Source organism: Plantactinospora solaniradicis, assembly GCF_042658085.1.
Classification (GTDB): Bacteria; Actinomycetota; Actinomycetes; order Mycobacteriales; family Micromonosporaceae; genus Plantactinospora; species Plantactinospora solaniradicis.
In genome coordinates this window covers 232,014-249,819 of record NZ_JBHSPR010000010.1, presented here as the reverse complement: position 1 = coordinate 249,819, position 17,806 = coordinate 232,014, and the positions used below count along the sequence as shown (strand labels likewise).

Annotated in this window: 24 protein-coding genes and 1 tRNA gene; 16 read left to right on the top strand and 9 right to left on the bottom strand. The window is 68.0% G+C overall.

The features are described from left to right. Positions 1-14: 14 nt before the first annotated feature. The 7 genes from ACFP2T_RS13645 to ACFP2T_RS13615 all read right to left on the bottom strand — a co-directional run bounded on the left by ACFP2T_RS13645 (position 15) and on the right by ACFP2T_RS13615 (position 6,312). Positions 15-911, bottom strand: coding sequence for an amino acid ABC transporter permease (locus ACFP2T_RS13645; protein WP_377422790.1), 897 nt, complete (start codon positions 909-911; stop codon positions 15-17). Continuing rightward, entirely contained in the window at positions 908-1,582 is a 675-nt protein-coding gene (locus ACFP2T_RS13640) for an amino acid ABC transporter permease (RefSeq protein ID WP_377421365.1), read from the bottom strand. Before ACFP2T_RS13640 ends, ACFP2T_RS13645 begins: the two co-directional genes overlap by 4 nt. Before the next feature lie 75 nt (positions 1,583-1,657). Next, on the bottom strand, positions 1,658-2,530 hold the full coding sequence (locus ACFP2T_RS13635) for a glutamate ABC transporter substrate-binding protein (protein WP_377421363.1): 873 nt from the start codon (positions 2,528-2,530) through the stop codon (positions 1,658-1,660). Between the two features lie 62 nt (positions 2,531-2,592). Next, on the bottom strand, positions 2,593-3,372 hold the full coding sequence (locus ACFP2T_RS13630) for an amino acid ABC transporter ATP-binding protein (RefSeq protein ID WP_377421361.1): 780 nt from the start codon (positions 3,370-3,372) through the stop codon (positions 2,593-2,595). Positions 3,373-3,605: 233 nt separating this feature from the next. Further along, positions 3,606-3,701: transfer RNA gene (locus ACFP2T_RS13625), tRNA-Sec, on the bottom strand. A 110-nt stretch (positions 3,702-3,811) separates the two neighbouring features. After that, entirely contained in the window at positions 3,812-5,215 is a 1,404-nt protein-coding gene (locus ACFP2T_RS13620) for a site-specific integrase (RefSeq protein WP_377421359.1), read from the bottom strand. Continuing rightward, complete coding sequence (locus ACFP2T_RS13615) at positions 5,212-6,312, bottom strand: helix-turn-helix domain-containing protein (protein WP_377421358.1); 1,101 nt, start codon at positions 6,310-6,312, stop codon at positions 5,212-5,214. The genes ACFP2T_RS13620 and ACFP2T_RS13615 overlap by 4 nt, the downstream gene beginning before the upstream one ends. A 145-nt stretch (positions 6,313-6,457) precedes the next feature. Between ACFP2T_RS13615 and ACFP2T_RS13610 the strand changes: the two genes are divergently transcribed. From ACFP2T_RS13610 to ACFP2T_RS13565, 10 genes are all read left to right on the top strand, one after another. Continuing rightward, complete coding sequence (locus ACFP2T_RS13610; protein WP_377421356.1) at positions 6,458-6,676, top strand: helix-turn-helix domain-containing protein; 219 nt, start codon at positions 6,458-6,460, stop codon at positions 6,674-6,676. After that, positions 6,673-6,906 carry a DNA-binding protein gene (locus ACFP2T_RS13605; RefSeq protein ID WP_377421355.1) on the top strand — a complete coding sequence of 78 codons (234 nt, stop codon included), beginning with the start codon at positions 6,673-6,675 and terminating at the stop codon, positions 6,904-6,906. The genes ACFP2T_RS13610 and ACFP2T_RS13605 overlap by 4 nt, the downstream gene beginning before the upstream one ends. 67 nt (positions 6,907-6,973) lie before the next feature. Further along, positions 6,974-7,231, top strand: a complete 258-nt coding sequence (locus tag ACFP2T_RS13600; protein WP_377421353.1) for a hypothetical protein — start codon at positions 6,974-6,976, stop codon at positions 7,229-7,231. Beyond that, the gene (locus ACFP2T_RS13595; RefSeq protein WP_377421352.1) at positions 7,228-7,707 is read left to right on the top strand and encodes a hypothetical protein; all 480 of its coding nucleotides are present in this window, start codon (positions 7,228-7,230) and stop codon (positions 7,705-7,707) included. Before ACFP2T_RS13600 ends, ACFP2T_RS13595 begins: the two co-directional genes overlap by 4 nt. Next, on the top strand, positions 7,704-8,972 hold the full coding sequence (locus ACFP2T_RS13590) for a ParB N-terminal domain-containing protein (protein ID WP_377421350.1): 1,269 nt from the start codon (positions 7,704-7,706) through the stop codon (positions 8,970-8,972). The genes ACFP2T_RS13595 and ACFP2T_RS13590 overlap by 4 nt, the downstream gene beginning before the upstream one ends. After that, the gene (locus ACFP2T_RS13585; protein ID WP_377421348.1) at positions 8,969-9,904 is read left to right on the top strand and encodes a hypothetical protein; all 936 of its coding nucleotides are present in this window, start codon (positions 8,969-8,971) and stop codon (positions 9,902-9,904) included. Before ACFP2T_RS13590 ends, ACFP2T_RS13585 begins: the two co-directional genes overlap by 4 nt. A gap of 222 nt (positions 9,905-10,126) precedes the next feature. Then, positions 10,127-11,137 carry a hypothetical protein gene (locus ACFP2T_RS13580; RefSeq protein ID WP_377421347.1) on the top strand — a complete coding sequence of 337 codons (1,011 nt, stop codon included), beginning with the start codon at positions 10,127-10,129 and terminating at the stop codon, positions 11,135-11,137. Further along, entirely contained in the window at positions 11,134-12,495 is a 1,362-nt protein-coding gene (gene dnaB / locus ACFP2T_RS13575) for a replicative DNA helicase (RefSeq protein WP_417629205.1), read from the top strand. The genes ACFP2T_RS13580 and dnaB overlap by 4 nt, the downstream gene beginning before the upstream one ends. A gap of 15 nt (positions 12,496-12,510) precedes the next feature. After that, the gene (locus ACFP2T_RS13570; protein ID WP_377421345.1) at positions 12,511-12,636 is read left to right on the top strand and encodes a hypothetical protein; all 126 of its coding nucleotides are present in this window, start codon (positions 12,511-12,513) and stop codon (positions 12,634-12,636) included. Then, the gene (locus tag ACFP2T_RS13565) at positions 12,633-12,824 is read left to right on the top strand and encodes a hypothetical protein (RefSeq protein ID WP_377421344.1); all 192 of its coding nucleotides are present in this window, start codon (positions 12,633-12,635) and stop codon (positions 12,822-12,824) included. The genes ACFP2T_RS13570 and ACFP2T_RS13565 overlap by 4 nt, the downstream gene beginning before the upstream one ends. A 59-nt stretch (positions 12,825-12,883) precedes the next feature. Here ACFP2T_RS13565 and ACFP2T_RS13560 read toward each other — a convergent pair whose 3' ends face one another. After that, the gene (locus ACFP2T_RS13560) at positions 12,884-13,342 is read right to left on the bottom strand and encodes a hypothetical protein (RefSeq protein ID WP_377421342.1); all 459 of its coding nucleotides are present in this window, start codon (positions 13,340-13,342) and stop codon (positions 12,884-12,886) included. A gap of 45 nt (positions 13,343-13,387) precedes the next feature. On the opposite strand from ACFP2T_RS13560, the gene ACFP2T_RS13555 reads away from it, so the two are divergent. Genes ACFP2T_RS13555 through ACFP2T_RS13540 form a run of 4 tightly spaced genes read left to right on the top strand, consistent with a single transcriptional unit; the run spans position 13,388 to position 14,653 of the window. Next, positions 13,388-13,615, top strand: coding sequence for a hypothetical protein (locus ACFP2T_RS13555; RefSeq protein ID WP_377421340.1), 228 nt, complete (start codon positions 13,388-13,390; stop codon positions 13,613-13,615). Then, the gene (locus ACFP2T_RS13550; protein WP_377421338.1) at positions 13,612-14,280 is read left to right on the top strand and encodes a hypothetical protein; all 669 of its coding nucleotides are present in this window, start codon (positions 13,612-13,614) and stop codon (positions 14,278-14,280) included. Before ACFP2T_RS13555 ends, ACFP2T_RS13550 begins: the two co-directional genes overlap by 4 nt. Then, a complete protein-coding gene (locus ACFP2T_RS13545; RefSeq protein WP_377421336.1) occupies positions 14,277-14,468 on the top strand; it encodes a hypothetical protein in 192 nt (63 codons plus the stop codon). The genes ACFP2T_RS13550 and ACFP2T_RS13545 overlap by 4 nt, the downstream gene beginning before the upstream one ends. Next, entirely contained in the window at positions 14,465-14,653 is a 189-nt protein-coding gene (locus ACFP2T_RS13540; protein ID WP_377421334.1) for a helix-turn-helix domain-containing protein, read from the top strand. Before ACFP2T_RS13545 ends, ACFP2T_RS13540 begins: the two co-directional genes overlap by 4 nt. A 153-nt stretch (positions 14,654-14,806) precedes the next feature. On the opposite strand, the gene ACFP2T_RS13535 is transcribed toward ACFP2T_RS13540, so the two are convergent. Then, positions 14,807-15,226 (bottom strand): hypothetical protein, encoded by a 420-nt coding sequence (locus tag ACFP2T_RS13535; protein WP_377421332.1) that lies wholly within the window; start codon positions 15,224-15,226, stop codon positions 14,807-14,809. Positions 15,227-15,664: 438 nt separating this feature from the next. Here ACFP2T_RS13535 and ACFP2T_RS13530 point away from each other — a divergent pair, with 438 nt between their 5' ends. Both ACFP2T_RS13530 and ACFP2T_RS13525 read left to right on the top strand, forming a co-directional pair. Beyond that, on the top strand, positions 15,665-16,243 hold the full coding sequence (locus tag ACFP2T_RS13530; RefSeq protein WP_377421330.1) for a hypothetical protein: 579 nt from the start codon (positions 15,665-15,667) through the stop codon (positions 16,241-16,243). A 49-nt stretch (positions 16,244-16,292) separates the two neighbouring features. Then, positions 16,293-17,801, top strand: a complete 1,509-nt coding sequence (locus tag ACFP2T_RS13525) for a hypothetical protein (RefSeq protein ID WP_377421328.1) — start codon at positions 16,293-16,295, stop codon at positions 17,799-17,801. Positions 17,802-17,806: the final 5 nt, after the last annotated feature.

Sequence of the window (17,806 nt, the reverse complement as noted above, 5' to 3'; positions counted from 1 at the left end):
CGCCAGTACCGGCGTCAGTTGGTACCTGGAGTCGCCACGCTGACGGCGCCGCCGCTCTCCTGCGGCACCACCGGCAGGCCGGTGACCTTGGGCGTGCGTCCGCCCCGCCGGCTGCTCCGCCGGTCGAGCCAGTTGGCGAGCATGGTGAGCAGCGAGTTGATGATGATGTAGATCACGGCGATCACCATGGCGGCGGCGACGACGTTGCCGTAGTTGGCGGACAGGTCGTTGACGCCCCGCTGGAGCAGCTCGGGGAAGGCCACGATGTAGCCGAGCGCGGTGTCCTTGAGCAGGACGACGAGCTGGCTGACGATCACCGGCAGCATCGACCGGGCGGCCTGCGGCACCAGGATGTGCTGCATCACCAGGCTCTTGGGCATGCCGATGGCGTACGCCGCCTCGGACTGGCCCCGGGGGACGGCCCGGATGCCGGCCCGGAACGCCTCGGCGAGGACCGAGCCGTTGTACAGGGTGAGCCCGACGACGACCGCCCAGAAGGCGGAGACCGGTCCCTGGATCAGGAACGGCACGCCGAAGAAGATGAAGAAGATCATCAACAGCAGTGGTACGGCCCGGAAGAACTCCACCACCACGCCGGCCGGCACGCGGATCCACCAGTGCTCGGAGAGCCGGCCCACCGCGAAGATGATGCCGAAGTTGAGCGAGAGCACCATGCCGGTGACGGCGGCGAGGAGCGTCTGCCCGAGGCCGGGCAGGATGAAGTTCATCCAGGTGTTGGACTGGGCGAACGGCTCCCAGAGCGCACCCGCCCACTGGCCGGCCTCGTCGAACTTGCGGTAGATCCACCACAGCAGCGCGAGCAGGGCGATGCTGAAGACGACGGTCAGGACGGCGTTGCGGATCCGCGCGCGGGGGCCGGGGTGGTCGTAGAGGACCGTGTTGCTCATCAGCGCTTCACCGCCAGCCGGTTGGCCAGCCAACCGAAGAAGTATCCCGTCGGCACCAGCAGCAGCGCGAAGGCGCCGGCGAAGACCAGGAAGATGGGTACGACAGCGTCGCCGTTGGCGTTGATCAGGTCCTTCATCACGCTGGACGACTCCAGCAGGCCGATGGTGCCGACGATCGTGCTGTTCTTGCAGAGCGCGATCATGATGCTGCCCAGCGGTGCGACGACGGCCCGGCCGGCCTGCGGCAGGACCACGATCCGCAGGGTCTGGGCGAAGGTGAGACCGATCGCACGGGCGGCCTCGGCCTGTCCGGTCGGCACGGTGTTGATGCCGGAGCGGATCGCCTCGCAGACGAAGGCGGCGGTGTAGGTCGAGAGCCCGATGACCCCGAGCCAGTACGTGTTGCGGGCGAGATCGTCGGAGAGGGTCAGGCCGAGCGTGGTGTAGAGCCCGAAGTAGCAGAAGAAGACGATCAGGGTCAGCGGGGTGTTGCGGAAGATGTTGACCCAGCCGGCGCCGAACAGGCGCAGCACGGGAATGGGCGACACCCGCATCGCGGCCAGTATCACGCCGAGCACCAGCGCGAGCACCGCGGAGGCACCGGTCAGTTTGAGGATCCAGAGGAATCCCGCCACCGTGGCGTCGAGATTCGCCGAATCACTGAATACGTGCATTCCTCGCTCCTGAAGACCACATCAGTCCTGGACAACGACCGGGGCCGGCGGCGTACGCCGCCGGCCCCCGATCGATCAGACGGCGGGGCAGTTGGTCAGCTTGCTGGTGTCCAGGGTCGGGGCGGGGGTGCCGCTCTTGCCGAGGGTGTTGTCCCAGGCGGCTTTGTAGCTGCCGTCCGTCGCGGCGGCCTTGAGGATCTCGTTGACCTTCTCGCAGCCGGCCTTGTCGTCCTTCTTCAGGCCGATGCCGTACGGCTCGCTGGAGAAGGGCTTGCCGACCACCTTGAACTTGCCGGCGTACTGCGGCTGGGCGGCGTACCCGGCGAGGATGATGTCGTCGGTGGTGACCGCGTCGACCTTGCCGCTCTCCAGCTGCGGGAGGCACTTGGTGTACGCGTCGAACTGCTGCAGCTTCGCCTTCGGGTGCTCGGTCTGGATCCGCTTGGCCGGGGTCGAGCCGCTCACCGAGCAGACCGTCTTGCCGTCCAGCGACTCCGGACCGACGATCGTGGTGTTGTCCGACTTGACCAGCAGGTCCTGCCCGGCGACGTAGTACGGTCCGCCGAAGCTGACCTTCTGCTTGCGCTCGTCGTTGATGGTGTAGGTCGCGATGACCAGGTCGACGGTGCCCTGCTGGATGAACGGCTCGCGGTTCGGGGTGGTGGTGGTCTTCCACTCGATGCCGCTCGCCTCGACGCCCAGCCCCTTGGCGATGATCTTGCCGATCTCGACGTCGAAGCCCTCGTACGCGCTACCGGTCTGCAGACCCAGGCCGGGCTGGTCGGACTTGACGCCGATGACCAGCTTCTTGTTCGATTCGGCCTTGCCGATGATTCCGGATGCCGTGCTGCCGCCCGTACCGGTACCGCCGTCGTCACCGCCGCAGGCGGCGACGGTGAACGAGAGTGCCGCGACTGCGGCAATCGCCGCCACGCGCGTGATTCGCATACCCCTACCCCTTCTTCGACTTAGCGCGCCGGTCAACCGACCGGGCGCTCCACACTGGACGCCTAGTGCGTCAGAATCTTCGACAGGAAGTCCTTGGCCCGCTCACTGCGGGGGTTGGCGAAGAACTCCGCGGGCGGAGCGTCCTCGACGAGTTGACCGTCGGCCATGAAGATGACCCGGTTGGCAGCGTGCCGGGCGAAGCCCATCTCGTGCGTCACCACCACCATCGTCATGCCCTCCCCGGCGAGCGACGTCATCACCTCGAGCACCTCGCCGACCATCTCCGGGTCGAGGGCGCTGGTCGGCTCGTCGAAGAGCATCGCCTTGGGCTGCATGGCCAGGGCGCGGGCGATCGCCGCCCGCTGCTGCTGCCCGCCGGAGAGTTGCGCGGGGAACTTGTCCGCCTGGCTGCCGATGCCGACCCGGTCGAGCAGGGCGCGCGCCCGCTCCCGGGCAGCGTCCGGCTTCTCCTTGCGTACCTTGATCGGCCCGAGCGTGACGTTCTCCAGGATCGTCTTGTGGGCGAAGAGGTTGAAGGACTGGAAGACCATGCCGACCTCGCTGCGCAGCCGGGCCAGCGGGCGCCCCTCGGCGGGCAGCGGTCGTCCGTCGAAGGTGATCGTCCCGGAGTTGATCGGCTCCAGGCGGTTGATCGCCCGGCACAGCGTCGACTTGCCGGAGCCGGAGGGGCCGATCACCACGACGACCTCGCCGCGCTGTACCGAGAGGTCGACGTCCTGCAGCACGTGCAACGGGCCGAACCACTTGTTGACCCCGTCAAGCCTGATGAGCGGTTGGTCGGTCGTACCGTTCAATTCGCCCGCCTCGCTCCGCTCGGTCATGCCCCCACCCGTCTCGTCCTTGGTCTGTCACACCGGATTCCGCTGAATCGGTGACGCAACTCTAGGGGACCTGACGTGCTGGAACGCAATCGAGTTCATCACGGGGCGATAACAGCGGCAGCAAAGATCGGCACTGTCTGTTAAGGGCGACAACCCTCAGTAATCATCGATCGGACGCCCACGGAGGAAGGGGTCATCGGCACCGCACCGGGATGCCGCCGGCCGGACGCCGATGGCGGAGGCGTACGGGAATCGAACCCGCCCAACCGAGCTACTCGGTCACATCGGTTTTGAAGACCGTGAGGACCACCAGGCACCTGCCCGCCTCCCTGGCCAGCAGCGATGTTCCGTGCCTGATCGTAGGTGGTGCGCCGTTCCGAAGATCGCCGGGGGTCGAGATCAACCCCGCTGGCTGGACACACCATGGACACAGCGCGCATCAGCCTGTCGCCTTCCTGCGTCGCTGCTGCTTCGGGAGCAGCTCGATCACCGCGTCCGTCGCCTTGTCGAGCACCGCCCGGCGAACGTGCTGGTACAGGTCCCGGGTGATCCCCGTCTTGCTGTGTCCCATCTGCTCGGACACCACCCGGATGTCGGTACCCGCCTCCAACCGGAGGGTCGCCGCCGTGTGCCGACCACCGTGCAGCTTGATCACCGGCAGCCCCAGACCCCTGGCGAGATCCTTGAAGTGTCGGGAAACGTACTCGGGGGAGTAGGGCGTCCCGTCCTCGCGGCACCAGATCAGATCGTTATCTTCGTACGCCTCGCCGAGCAGCAGCCGGTTCCGTGCCTGCTGCGGCCGGAGTGACCGGATCCCGTCGCTCGTGCCCTCGTCGAGGAACAGCACCCGCTCACCGGCCCGGGACTTCGGCCGCGACTCGACCAGCCGCCCACCAACCTGCACCAGGGGCCGGATGACCCGCAGGATCCGCGTCGGGTGGTCGTAGCCAGCCCAGCGGGCGCCGACCGCCTCACCGCGGCGAGGACCGTGCAGCAGGACCAGGCGGTACAGGTCGTGGAGCGGGTCGTCGGTGGTGCCTTCCAGGAAGGTGCCGACCTGCTCCGGGTCCCACGTCAACTCCGGGTCGCGGTACTCGCCCGGCATCTCCACCCCGTCGCACGGGTTGAAGTCGACCAGGCGGACCGGCTTCGCCTTCATCGCCCAGTTGTAGGCGTTCCGCAGGGTGGCGAAGATCCGCCGCTGCGTCGCCACGCCGCAGTTCCTCGGCCGGGGCCGGCGGTCGCCCGGGAGCACCGGCGCCCGACCCTCCTGCTCAGCCTTGACGATCTCGGCGTTCCACTCGTCGATCATGTCGAACAGGTCGGTGATGTGCAGCGCGGACAGCCGCTCGGCCGGGAACTCGCCGAGGAACGGCAGCAGCCAGTTGTCCAGGTGGCCGCGCCACGTGTGCAGCGTCGAGTCCCGTTTCGCCCGCTTCTTCACCGCGTACCACTGCTCCAACAGTTCGGCGACGGTCGAGCTGCGGTCCAACTGGGTGCCGATGCCGAGCCGGCGCTTCACGTCCTCGACGGTGGGGAGCTGCCCGCCGCGCTTCGTCTTCTCGAACACGAAGTCGCCGAGCCGGTTCTCCGTGGCGGTGTCGCCCCGGGCGAGGTCGAGCAGGGCGTAGACGTCGCTGCGGAACTTGCCCGCCGCCGTCTTCGTGGCGAACCCGCGCCGCTGGAACGGCTTCGGCTTCACGCCGTCCGTCGTCGGGAGCCGGTCGCGGTAGGCCCACGATCCATGCTTGGAATCGGACTTGAGCGCCGGGCAGTTCGGGCTGAGCTGCCGGCCGGTGTCGGGATCGGTGCACGTGCAGTAACGCTTGATCGATCCTTTCATGCCTTCTTACGCCTCCGTCTCTCGATGCGCTTCAGATCGAGCTGCCCGCTGTCGATCAATTCGTTGAGTCGGTCAATGGCCGTGTCGACTACCTGATCCCGATCGAGACGCGCACTGTGGACCATCTGGTCGGCATCCTGGAGGGCGTCCATGGCATCAACCAGGCCAGCCCGCACCATGTCCAACTCAGCTTTCAGTCGCGCCAGTTCCTCCGGTGGGCTGCCATTCTCCCGTGCCTTTTCGCGCGCCCCGTACACGGCTTCGTAGAGCGCCGTGACATCCGTGACTCGCCTCTGTGCCTTGGAGTGCGCCGCATCAGCGAGGCGGATCTCCATCTCGGTGAGAAGCTTCCGCGTGTGGTGGCCCCGCGTGGCCTGGATCTGGCGTGGCGTCAGGCTGTCTAGGTCGTCGCCGATCGCCTTCAAGACCCGCTCGTCACGTTCTTGGGTGAGCGACTTCCCCCACAGTGCGGCAGCGATCCCAGCGATAACCGCCTTTGGCTCACCGAACTTCCGGGCCGCCTTTTCCTCGGCCTCACCCGAGAAGGCGGCTGCCCTCTGAAAGGCGTGGTAGCTGAGGTCAGCGAAACCTAGCTCGGCAATTCGCTTGATCGCGGCGTCCTCTTCGTCGGGATCAGGCAGGATGACGCGGGTTCCAGGCGCGACCGGAATCAACCCGAACAGAAGGCCGACTTCGGAGGGGTCCCGTGTAGGCGGGCGCGGCATGCCGCGCAGCATCCAAGCAATCTCCGATGGTCGGACAGGAAATGCCCTCCGAGTGAGGCCAACCATTTGGTCGGGCGGCCCGAATAGTTCCACGATGTCATGGAACTGAACCCCTGCGGTCTTGAGCACGTACGGCAGAAGAATCAGTTCCTCGGCAGTGATCGCCTTCTCGCCCCGCTCCAGCGCGGCCACCTTGGACCTGTCCCACGCCACTCCGGCCTCGCGAGCCGACCGCGCAACGTCGTCTTGAGTCCGGCCGGACTCCTGCCGCAGCCGTCGGATCGCCCCACCGACGGCTTGGCGGAAGGGGACGGGTGGCAGCCCCGGTCCCGACCAGTCCTCGGGGCGTACACCGTCGTCTGCTGCGTTCATGGCGTTCACCGTAGCAAGGTTGAAGCGCCGGGGACAGACCCGCTTGACGTCACGCGGTGAGCATGGTGAACTGATCTAGGTTCGAGCGGGGCTGAGCCTGATGCTTGACCGAGCGGTTCTGTGCGCGACGCCTGAAGGGGACGTTGTGAGCGACAGCGAGACCAGCGAATTGATGACGACAGAGCAGGTCGCGGCGGTACTCAACCGTCCGACCGGCACCCTCCGCCAGTGGCGGAGCCTCGGCAAGGGCCCGCGCGGCTGGTTCCGGATCGAGGGGCGGGTGGCCTACCCACGCACCGAGGTCGATCGGTACCTCGAAGAGGCGAAGGCATCCTCACCGCATCCGGCACCGGCTCAGCCGTGAGCGCCCGTACGGCTCCGACGTTCGAGCAGGTCGAGGCGCTTCCGGTCCGGATCGGCCTGGTCGAGGCGTGCCAGATCGCCCTTGGCTGCGGCAAGAACAAAGCCTGGGAGCTGTACCACGCGGGCGAACTGCCGTTCCCCGCGATCCGGGTCGGTCGCCGTGTCGTGGTGCCGACGTACGCCGTCAAGGCCCTGATCTTGGGCCCGGCCAATGACTCCGCCGCGCAGTAGCCGGCGGGAACGAAACGGCCCGGACGCGGTGTGCCACCACCGGCCGGGCCCAAACAAGGAGTTCGTGATGTCCAAGGTAACTGAAGAACAGCAGCCGGACCAGCGCAACCGTGTGCTGGACGCCCTGCTCGGCCCGGGTCACCCGGTGATGGTGAGCCTGTCGGCGGTGGGCACCGTCATCGCCGCCGTGGTCATCGTGGTGATGCTCGCCAACAGCCCGGACGTGAGCGTGGGCGACGGGATCGCCGCCGTCTTCGTCGGGGCCGCCGCCGCCGTGTCGCTGATCGGCGCCGTCGCCACCTTCTCCGGGCGGCGCGGCCGGTGAACATCACCTGCGACTACAACGCCGCCGACGTCGCCGTCTGGCACGTGCAGGCCGTCGGGGACGCCGACGACCTGCTCGCCAGCCGGTTCGTGTGTGGGTTGCACCTTGACCCCGCGAAGGACGTCGTCGGGCACGGTGGCCGGGAGTACCGGGTCACCGCGCTGGACGGGGACGTCGAGCTGACCCCGGCCGAGAAGTTCACGCGGTTCCACGAGAGCAACCCGGCCGTCTACCAGGTCATGGTCGGTCTGGCGCGGGAGTGGGTCAGCCGGACCGGTCGCCAGAAGCTCGGGATCAACAGCCTGGTCGAGCGGGTCAGGTGGGAGATCGCGATGAAGACCAACGACCCCGACTTCAAGATCAATAACAACCTGGCTCCGTTCTACAGCCGCATGATCATGAGGCAGGAGCCCGATCTGGCCGACCTGTTCGAGCTGCGGAAGTCGATCGCCGACGAGTGGGCGGCTGCGGCATGACGGGCAACGAGCCGTTCCAGGTGATGCCGGAGCTGACGGAGGAGGAGTACGCCAGCCTCCGGCAGGAGATCCAGGAGTTCGGCGTGCTGGTCCCGGTGGTGAAGGACCAGCACGGCCGGATCCTCGATGGCCACAACCGGGCCTGGATCGCCGACGAACTCGGTGTGGAGTACCGGGTCGACGTCGTCCAGGTCGCCGACGACGACCAGGCCCGGACGGTGGCCCGGACGCTTAACCTCGCTCGGCGGCACCTGTCTCGGGAGCAGAAGCGGAGGCTGATCGCCGACGAGATCGAGGCGAACCCGGACCGGTCCGACCGGGAGATCGGCCGGCTGCTGTCCTGCGACCACAAGACGGTCGGATCGGTCCGCCGGGAACTGCGCGGGGAAGTTCCCCAGCAGCCGGTCCCGGTCGACCCGAACCTGATGGCGGTTGCCCGTACCCGCCTGGCCCACCTGGAAGCGGCAATCCAGACGTCCATCCGGCAGCTCGACAAGAAGCTGCTCATCATGCTGATGAAGGGCCACCCCGTCAACGAGGTGGTCGGCTGGCTCACCACCGCGTGGCTCCAGTTCGAGCAGCAGTCCGGCGGGGACGAAGCGTTCCTCGGGCCGGTGCGGAAGGTGTTCTTCACCGACCGGGTGGGCGAGATCCTGAAGTGGCCCAATGGCGCGTATGGCGAGGACTGCCGGAGCCAGAACGACGAGCTGCGGGACATGTACGTGGCCGTCACGGGCGTGACGACCGACGCCGCCGGCGACGCGGCAGCCCGAAAAGATGCAAATTTGCAGGTTAACCAGGCTGCCGCATCCGAAGGTGGGCATACGTCCCGCGTTCAAGCGGCTGTCGACCAGGCCATCCGGGGCGCGCAGCGCATCGAGCAGCGCGGTGGTCGAGGCGGCGGTGACCGCTGCTCGGGCTGCGTGCTGTGCGAGGACACCACTGTCGCGCACTACCTGTTCGGCCGTCCGAGCCGTGACCTGGTCCGGTACGTGTACCGCGACAGCCACGGTGTGATCTTCGACCGGTACCTCCGGCTCGACGACATCCCGGACGACGTGCTCCCGCTGGAGGAGCAGAAGCTGCCCAGCGGGGAGACGTACTACGAGCGCCGCCGGCCGTTGGAGCCCTGCGGGGTCGACGGCTGCGACCCGTGCAAGAAGCGCGCCTTCTACCTGATGTCCCTTGAGACCCGGGACCCGGCGTACGCCCGCGCCGCCGACGCGTTCATCGACTCCACCCCTTCCGGAGGTACCCCGTCATGACCACGATCCTCACTCGGCCGAGCGCCGCACAGACCGCCGCCGACGACGAACTCACCGCCGCGATCACCCGGTACAACGGGATCCAGCGGGCCGAACTGGAGAAGGAGACCGGGCTCCGCTGGCTCGGCGGGATGGGCACGATCTTCGCGGCCGGAACCGTCCGGATCCGGGCGCTGTTCGTGGACCCCGTCGGCCGGCAGTGGGCTGATGCGTGTCTCGCCGTCGAATCCGCGTACCTCCGCCACCCCGCCCACGACTACTACGCGGACCAGCCGGGTGCATCCATGGAGCCCGCTCACGACCTGTGGGTGATGACGCAGTGGCGCGGCATGTGGAACGCGATCCTCGTGCCGATCGACGAGATTTGCTCTCGGCTCGACCTGCCTGATCCGGTCCCGGTGGCGCTCAGGGGGTACGCCCGGACGTGGGACACCATGCCGATGGTGACCGACGCGGAGGCGCTGGCCGCCGCCGCCGATGGTATCGGGCACCTGGTTGGACTCACGGCGCACACGACGCCGGACGGCCAGGAGTCGAACCACTGTCCGAAGTGCGCCAGCAGCAAGGATCGGGAGCGGTTCGACGACGGCAAGACGCTGTGGGCGCTCTGCGACTCCTGCATGGTCCGGTGGCCGATCGGCGCCGGTACGAGCGGCGCCCGCGTGTTCGACAGCCAGCGTCTCTACCTCGCCCAGTTCGCCGACTGGAGCAACTGGGAGGAGAGCACCACCACCGGATGGGTACACGACGCGACCGGTCACGCGTACTGCCGAGGTGAGGCCGGCTACGCCGACGACAACGGAGACGGTACCGCGCTCGTCGCCGTGCCGGCCGAGCCGATGGGCACCGGCCACAAATGCGGCAACTGCGGCCAGCGCATCGGCCAGACGACCACCACCGAGCGTCTGACGCGGTCGACCGACGCGTTCTGACCTGGCCACGGCCTGAGACCGGAGCAGGCCGCTGGAGCTACCTTTCGGCGCCTGTCTCGATTCCTTAGAGACGGATCGGACGGTGGCCCGTTCCACCCGAGCACCACGCCCTGATGCCGGAACCGGCCGGAGCGCCCGCAGTCAAGCTGCGGCAGGGCACGAGCACCACCACAGACGAACCGGTCGGCGGGGACACGCCGACGCAGGAAGCAGGGGGACGCCGTGGCGCGGATCAGGACCATTAAGCCGGAGGCGTTTCAGTCGGAGACGCTGGCCGAGGTGTCGATCGCGGCCGAGCGCACACTCTTCGGACTCTCGACTCAGGCCGACGACCGGGGCCGGCACCCGGACAAGCCGGCGGTCATCAACGGCGCGGTCTGGCCGCTGCGGCCGGAACACACCCCGGTCGACGTCGAGTCGGAGCTTGCCGAACTGGAGCGGGTCGGGCTGCTCTGCCGGTACGTCGGATGTGACGGCCGGCGGTACCTCCACCTCGTGTCGTGGGACCGGCACCAGAAGATTGAGCGACCGTCGAAGCCGAGGATTCCGCGCTGCCCGAACCACCCGGTGAGCGTGACCGGGTTGGTGGAGAAATGCGGGCGGCACGACGGGGACTGCCCTATCACCGAAGGCTCGGTGAACCCTCACCGAACCCTCACCGAACCCTCGGTGAGCCCTCACCGCACCGACGACCCGCCCACGGAAACCAGCAGGTCAGGGCCACCCTCACCGAACCCTCACCGAACCCTCGCTGAGCCGTCGGTGAGCCCTCACCCTCTGGACCTTGGACCTAGGACCTTGGACCGTGGACCTAGGACCGTTCCGCCTCCGGCGGACGCGCCGCAGGTCGACGACGAGAGTGCGGAGACCACTGCCCAGACGATCATCGGCGAGTACGTAGACCGGTGTAAGAAGCGACCGCCGGGTCAGGTGATCAGCCAGGTCGGCAAGTCGGTCAAGGCGATGCTCGCCGAGGGCATCGACCCTGACGACATCCGGCGCGGTCTGTCGGTGTGGATGAACAAGGGCTTGAACCCGTCGGTGCTGCCGTCGGTAGTCAACGAGGTCATGAACAGCCAGCCGGATCAACTGAGGGCGTCACGCCCACAGTTGCCGAACGCTCCGGCCGCGATCCCCCGGGCCGCGCAGTGCCCCGACCACCGAGGCCAGCCGGCCGACCGCTGCGGACTGTGCCGCGCTGACCGGATCACCCGGAAGCCGGTTTCGGCGTGACCGACATCGCGGAGCGGCGGCACCTCCACGTCGTCGACGAGGACACCCACACCAGCCGGGTCATGGCCGACGAGGACGCCGAACGGGTCCTGCTCGGCATGCTGATGTCCAGCAGCAAGGCGGTCGACGAGGCCACCGACATCCTGTCCGGGCAGGACTTCTACCTGCCGAAGCACGCGGTCATCTGGTCGACGGTCGTGGCGATGTGGGCCGACAACCAGCCCACCGAGCCGGGCGCCGTCCGGCGGGTGCTGGAGGAGGCCGGCGAACTCGCCCGAGCCGGTGGCGACCTGTACCTGTTCCGGTGCGTGGAGGACGTCCCGACCGCCGCCGGTACGGCCAGCTACTACGCCAGGGTGGTACGGGACTGGTCGAAGCGCCGGATCGTCGCCGAGTCCGGTATGCGGATCGTGCAGGGGTCGAAGAACCTACAGATCCCGGTGGATGCGCTCGTCGACTCCGCCCAGCGGGACATTCACCAGGCGGTCGTCGGCATGGAACAGCCGAACGTCTCCGCCGTTGCCGACCTGATCGACGACGAACTCGACCACCTGCAAGCCCTCGTGAATGGGGAAGTTCCCCGCGGCATCTCGACCGGGCTCGGTGCGCTCGACGAGCTGATCGGCGGCTGGCAGCCGGGCCAACTCGTGATCCCGGCCGGTCGACCCGGGATGGGCAAGTCGGTGGCCGGACTCGGGTTCGCCCGCTCCGCCGCCCGGCGCGGCATCCCCGCCCTCGTCTTCTCGCTGGAGATGTCGAAGCGGGAGTTGATGCACCGGCTGATCTCGGACGTCGGGGAGATCAACCTGTACCGGATCACCTCCGGCACCCTCGACCAGCACGACATCACCAGGGCCCGAGGCGCCCGAGACCGGATCGCGGGTTGGCCGTTGCACATCGACGATCAGGCCCGGACGGTGGCGCAGATCCGCTCGACCGCCCGCCGGTTCCGGCAGAAGCACGGCGCCCTCGGGGTCATCTTCGTGGACTACCTGCAACTGCTGACCTCGACGACGAAGTCGGACCGGCGGGACCTCGAGGTCGCCCAGTTCTCGAAGGAACTGAAGGCCCTCGCCAAGGAGTTGCAGACCACGGTGATCGCGGCCTGCCAACTCAACCGGAAGAACGAAGACCGGGGCGACAAGCGGCCCCAACTGTCCGACCTACGCGACTCGGGGTCGCTGGAGCAGGACGCGGACATCGTGATCCTGCTGCACCGCGACGACTACTACGAGAAGGAATGTCCTCGCGCTGGTGAGGCGGACTTCATCGTGGCGAAGCACCGTAACGGGCCCACCGACACCGTCCAGGTTGGCGCACCGCTCCACTACTCCCGCTTCGTCGACTACGGCTACTGACCGGAGGAGATCACCATGCCCACACCCACCACGGACCTGCTCGACGACCTGCGGCAGCTCCGTACCGAGCTGCGCGACCTGGCCGAGTACCTGCGCGACCTCGGCAGGCTGCTGCCGGCCGCGCCGACCGAGGGGGAATGACCATGCCCACCGCCGCCACGACCCGGCTCATCACCTGCTCCGTGATCGGACGCCACTCCGGGAACCGGTGCACCGCCGAAGCCCTCGACCCGGACGCCGAGGTGCTCATCTGCGCCCGGCACACCGGCCTCGTGATGGAGATGGTCAACGCCCGGATGCCCACTGCCCGGAAGCGGGTAACCCGGTGAGCGGCGAGATCAGCGGCAGCGTCCCGATGGTGTTCACCAGGAACATGCTGTCGGGATCGTCACGGCTCGGCCCGCGACGGCTGAGTCTCCTGCGCCCCGTCACCCGGACTCCGCAGGGACCCCGGCGGCCGTCCGGTCGCGATCGTCACCACCGCTGCCGCCAACATGCTGATCGCACCGTAGAGCAGCATCCACCGCCAGAAGGTGCTGCTCTGAAGCAATCCGGCAACGCCGAGAAACCCAGCGACGCAGAATTGCGCCAGGTCGAACAGTCGGCGCCCTATCCGACCTCGCGGTACCACCTGAGAGGCGACAACGAAGCCGATGCCTGCCATCCCGAAGATGACGAACAGCGCGCTACCGATGAGACGCGGGTCGGAAGGAAGGACACCGGCGGCGGTACCGAGGAGGTAAATGATCGCGGCGGCGACCAGGTTCGCCAGGACGTTGACGCCGACGTCATAGGCGAACTTCCGCAGTCCTCGGGCGTCCTGCCGTCTGCTGTTCTCGCTGATCACGGCCTCCCAGACTGGTCGCCCCGCTCCGACCGCAATGGTAGGCGGGTGGCGCGATCCCGATCTTCGACCGCCGGAAACATCGCGATGGAGAACACCACCAAGGCGCTGACGGAGCCGGTCGCCAACATGCCGGTGGTGAACACCAAGTCCGTGTTGGCGAACCGGCGCTTCCTGGCCCGCTGCTGGCGATCGTTCTGGTTCGGATTCACCCAGCCCGGGGCCGCGGCCCGGTGGCTGCTCACCGACCGACGAGCCTGGAGGCGCTCCGCATGACCGACAAGGCGTTGGCTGTCGCCAACGACCTCGACGAACTCGCCGATCTCTGGCCGCACCTCGCCGATGCCCTCGAACGCGATCACGCCCCCGGCGGCGGGGACAAGGTTGCGGTGTCGAACGGCGGCAACATCGGCCTGCCCGTCAACTCCGACGTTCTCGCCACCGTCAGGACCCTCGGCGACGAGATCCCGGCGACCGCCCGTTGGGCTGCCGGCATCCTCGGGGTGGACCACAACGCCCGCAGGGACGTCCCGGGGCACCTGATGCATGCACTGCTCCAGTACGACCGGCTGAACGCCCTCGGGGCCGCACAGGAGGCCGGGCAGCTCGCCCGGAAGGTCCGCGGCTGGCGCGACTCCGTCAAGGCCGCGTTGGGGCTGAAGGTCCCCGACCGGAAGCTCCCACAGTTCTGCCCTGTCCACGACGATCCGTTGGTGGCGCTGGTGACCCCCGGCGACGAGGGCTGGATCGTCCCGGGTGGCACCGGGCCGACGGTGACGTGGCGGCGTACCGAGGTGGTCCTCTGCCGGCACTGCGGAACCATCTGGGCACCCGGGCAGTACGCCCTACTGGGCCGACTCCTCCGGGACGCCGATCGCCGTCGAGTGGCCGAGATGCAGCATGCTGGGAAGCAGTACCAGACCGAAGGGACGGCGGCGTGAACGACCTCACCCCCGAACAGCACTACGCCGAAGCGCAACGGCTGCTCCGCATTGCACAGCAACCGATCCTGACGGGCGCCCCGGTCGGCCACAGCACGCACCGGGATGTCGTTGCGCTGGCGCAGTTGCACGCGACGCTGGCGCTGTACCGACCGCCGGCCGACGATCGGGAGGAGGCGCGGCCGTGACGAAGCGGCTCGTGCCTACCGATCTCGCCGCGCTCGCCCTCGGCGTGAAGGAGGCCACGGTGCGGAAGATGGCCAGCCGGGGCACCCTGACGCGGTACGGGACGAAGCAGCGCGCCAGGTACGACCTCGACGAGCTGCTCGACGTCCTCGAACGGCGTGACGCGCCCGCGACGTGTCCTGCTTGACCTTGGGCACGACGCCATGTCACGCTTTGTTACGGCGGAGCATCTTCACCGCCAGACAGTGCCGGCGTGAGGGCTTCGTACTCGCGACGACGAGGTCAAGGCCACCGGATAGGCCCGCCAGCGTGCGGGCCTTCTGCATATCCGCCCGCTCCATCAGCCGGTCAGCAGGTTGATGAAGATTCCAGTTGGGATCGAGGCGGCCCAGCCCGCGAGGAACCACACCAGTTCCATGTTTCGGAAGAGTCCGGACGACTGGGCCGGTGGACCCGCGTGGGTTCGAGTTGGGCGATTCGCCTCGCGAAGTTGACGGCGTACCCGCAGAGTTGCTGATTCGGGGAGCCGGTTGCGGGCCGCCTCACGAAGCCGTTTGGTCCGGGACTTCTTCTTCTTCGGTCGGCCAGTCTGCTGAAGAGAACGTCCGGCAAGAACCGCGAGGGGCGCTAGCAACACCACTAGCGGGCCTGTGAGCAGGTCAGGTTCCTGCGTTACTAAAAAGCTGATGACCAGCCCGGCCGCGAGGCCGACAGTCAACGCCCAAACCCGTCTGAATACGGTCCTTGCGTCCGTCGTCATACTCCCCATTGAATCGGACCACTGCTACCAGTGAGCGAGCGCGTGGGTCGATGTTGTGTCGGGTAGGTGACCGTGAGCCAGCACAGCGAAGACGGGTCGGCCTACCGGAGGATGCGCCGCGACTTCCTGCTCGACCACCCAGTGTGCTGGATCTGCGGACACGCAGGCTCTGACCAGGTTGACCACGCGATCCCTCGCTCGGTGCGCAGGACGAAGCTCGACGTGGACAACTGGCGACCAGCCCATGGGGTCAACGGCTGCCCGACCTGTCGACGTCGATGCAACCAAGAGCGTGGCACGAAGGCGCACGTCATCGTGTTCGTGCCGAAGATCCAGTGGTGACGCGGGACATCGGTCGGTTTTTTCTAAATCGGACATTGCGGAGACCCCGCGCCCAGTCGCCGCTATCTCCCCCCGCGACCGGATCTTGGAGGCGCGATGGTCGACGCGACCGCAGCGGAGCGTCAGCGCAGGTACCGGCGTCGGCAGGCCGCGCACAAGGCTGGTGACCACTCGGAATGCGATCCGGCGCGGTGCGACCCGTCGACCGTCACCGTCACGGCCACCGTTACGCAGGACCCTGTCACCGTTACGGCCCCGATCCTCGGCGTACGCGGCCGGCGGCTGTGGCGCCAGTTCACCGCCGATGGTTCCGAACTCCGCCCGGCCGAACAGGTGCTGCTGGAGGAAGCGTGCCGGCTCGCCGATCGGCTGGACCGGCTCGACGCGATGCTGCGCGGCGACGAGGACGCCTGGGCCCGGTTCCACTCGCTCAACGAGGACGGATCGATCGTCCAGGTCGTCATCAACAACCTCCTGTCGGAGGCGCGGCAGCAGCAGTCGGTGCTGAAGCAACTCCTGGCTGAGTTGAGACAGGCCCGGTCGGTCGGACTGGGCCTTCCTGGCGTCCAGCCGACACCGGAACCGGCGAAGGGAGGCGCAGCGGATGTCCCTGCTGGCGTCGCCAGTATCGCCGCTCGGATTGCCCGTAAGAGGGGCGACCAGGCCGCGGGTTGAGAGCCACCCCGACTACGCCTACAGCTTCGGCGAGGAGGGCGCCGAACTGATGCGACGGGCCCGCCAGCCGCTCGACGATTGGCAGGTCGACGGTCTGACGCTGATGGCCGCGTGTCGGAGTGATGGCCAGTGGGCCTGTTATGAGTACTGCGAGTGGGTGTCCCGCCAGAACGGCAAGGGCGGCATCCTCGAAGCGCGCGTACTGCTCGGGTTCCTCCTGCTCGGCGAGCAGCTCATTCTGTGGTCGGCGCACCTGTACAAGACCGCGATGGAGCTGTTCCGGCGGGTGCGGACGCTGATCCGGGCGTTGGGCCGGAGAGTCAAGCCGCACGACGACAACCTGTGGTTCGTGCCGGCGGTCGTCGTCGATCCGAAGACGGGCGAGCCGCGCGAGGACGTCGTCATCGTCAAAATCTCGAACACCAACGGCGACGAGGGTTTCGAGCGGCTCGACACCGGCGCCCGGATCCTGTTCCTCGCCCGGTCGGCCGGCGGTGGCCGGGGCATGTCCGGTGACGTCAACATCATCGACGAGACGTTCGCCTACACCCGCGATCAGCACGCGGCGCTGCTCTACACCCTGAGCGCCCGACCGAACGCCCAGATCATCTACACGTCGTCTCCGCCGCTCAAGGGCGATACCGGCGAGATCATGTACGACCTGCGCCGCCGTGGCGACCCCACCGCCCTGCGTGACCCGGAGGACGGGGCGTGGGAGCAAGACGACTCGCTCGGCTACCGCGACTGGGGGCATGCGGGCGACCTCGACGACATCCGGGTCGACATCGATGACATGGCGGTCGCCGCCGCCGCGAATCCGGCGCTCGGCGCCATCCGCAGCAACGGCAGCGGCCTGACGCTGGAGACCGTCCAGCGCGAGCTGAAGTCCGACCGGGCCGGGTACCCGCGTGAACGGCTCGGGATCTGGCCGCGCGAAATCCGGCAGGGCCGCCAGTCCGGACCGATCCCCGCCGAGCTGTGGCGGGACCTGATTGTCACCCCGGAGATTCCGGCCGACGTGGCGTTCGCAGCCGTGGTCAACCACAAGCGGACCCACACGGCGATCGTCGCGGTCGGCCGGCGTGAGGACGGCCGGTGGCAGGCGTCGATCGTGGCCTACCAACCGGGCACCCACTGGGTTGTCAACCGGCTGGTCGACCTGCGAAACCAGCGGAATCCGCTCGGTATCGCGGTGCAGGACAAGGGGCCGAGCGCCACGCTGATCGAGCCGCTGTCGGATGCCGGGATTGACCCACCCGAGGACCGCGACGAGCCCAGCCGCCGGGACCTGGCGGTGCCGTACTCGAACGACGTCGCCGTGGCGTACGGCATGACGATCGACGCACTCGCCCAGCGCCAGCTCGTACACCTCGACGAGCACCCGTTCAACGTCGCGGTGGCCGCCGCCGCCACCCGCTCGCTGCCGAGCGGCGGCACGACGTGGGACTACACCGCAGACGGGGCGGAGCTGCTCCAGGCGCTCTCGCTGGCGTACTGGCTGGCGGTTACCTGGGCCGGCGTCGACGACGACTACGAGATCGCGGATTCGTTCGCGTGAGGAGG

What these genes read in the sequence shown, in the direction of transcription:
- ACFP2T_RS13640 (WP_377421365.1), bottom strand. Translation starts at nt 1,582, where the DNA reads ATGCACGTATTCAGTGATTCGGCGAATCTCGACGCCACGGTGGCGGGA.
- ACFP2T_RS13635 (WP_377421363.1), bottom strand. Translation starts at nt 2,530, where the DNA reads ATGCGAATCACGCGCGTGGCGGCGATTGCCGCAGTCGCGGCACTCTCG.
- ACFP2T_RS13630 (WP_377421361.1), bottom strand. Translation starts at nt 3,372, where the DNA reads ATGACCGAGCGGAGCGAGGCGGGCGAATTGAACGGTACGACCGACCAA.
- ACFP2T_RS13620 (WP_377421359.1), bottom strand. Translation starts at nt 5,215, where the DNA reads ATGAAAGGATCGATCAAGCGTTACTGCACGTGCACCGATCCCGACACC.
- ACFP2T_RS13615 (WP_377421358.1), bottom strand. Translation starts at nt 6,312, where the DNA reads ATGAACGCAGCAGACGACGGTGTACGCCCCGAGGACTGGTCGGGACCG.
- ACFP2T_RS13600 (WP_377421353.1), top strand. Translation starts at nt 6,974, where the DNA reads ATGTCCAAGGTAACTGAAGAACAGCAGCCGGACCAGCGCAACCGTGTG.
- ACFP2T_RS13590 (WP_377421350.1), top strand. Translation starts at nt 7,704, where the DNA reads ATGACGGGCAACGAGCCGTTCCAGGTGATGCCGGAGCTGACGGAGGAG.
- ACFP2T_RS13585 (WP_377421348.1), top strand. Translation starts at nt 8,969, where the DNA reads ATGACCACGATCCTCACTCGGCCGAGCGCCGCACAGACCGCCGCCGAC.
- ACFP2T_RS13570 (WP_377421345.1), top strand. Translation starts at nt 12,511, where the DNA reads ATGCCCACACCCACCACGGACCTGCTCGACGACCTGCGGCAGCTCCGT.
- ACFP2T_RS13565 (WP_377421344.1), top strand. Translation starts at nt 12,633, where the DNA reads ATGACCATGCCCACCGCCGCCACGACCCGGCTCATCACCTGCTCCGTG.
- ACFP2T_RS13550 (WP_377421338.1), top strand. Translation starts at nt 13,612, where the DNA reads ATGACCGACAAGGCGTTGGCTGTCGCCAACGACCTCGACGAACTCGCC.
- ACFP2T_RS13535 (WP_377421332.1), bottom strand. Translation starts at nt 15,226, where the DNA reads ATGACGACGGACGCAAGGACCGTATTCAGACGGGTTTGGGCGTTGACT.
- ACFP2T_RS13530 (WP_377421330.1), top strand. Translation starts at nt 15,665, where the DNA reads ATGGTCGACGCGACCGCAGCGGAGCGTCAGCGCAGGTACCGGCGTCGG.
- ACFP2T_RS13525 (WP_377421328.1), top strand. Translation starts at nt 16,293, where the DNA reads ATGCGACGGGCCCGCCAGCCGCTCGACGATTGGCAGGTCGACGGTCTG.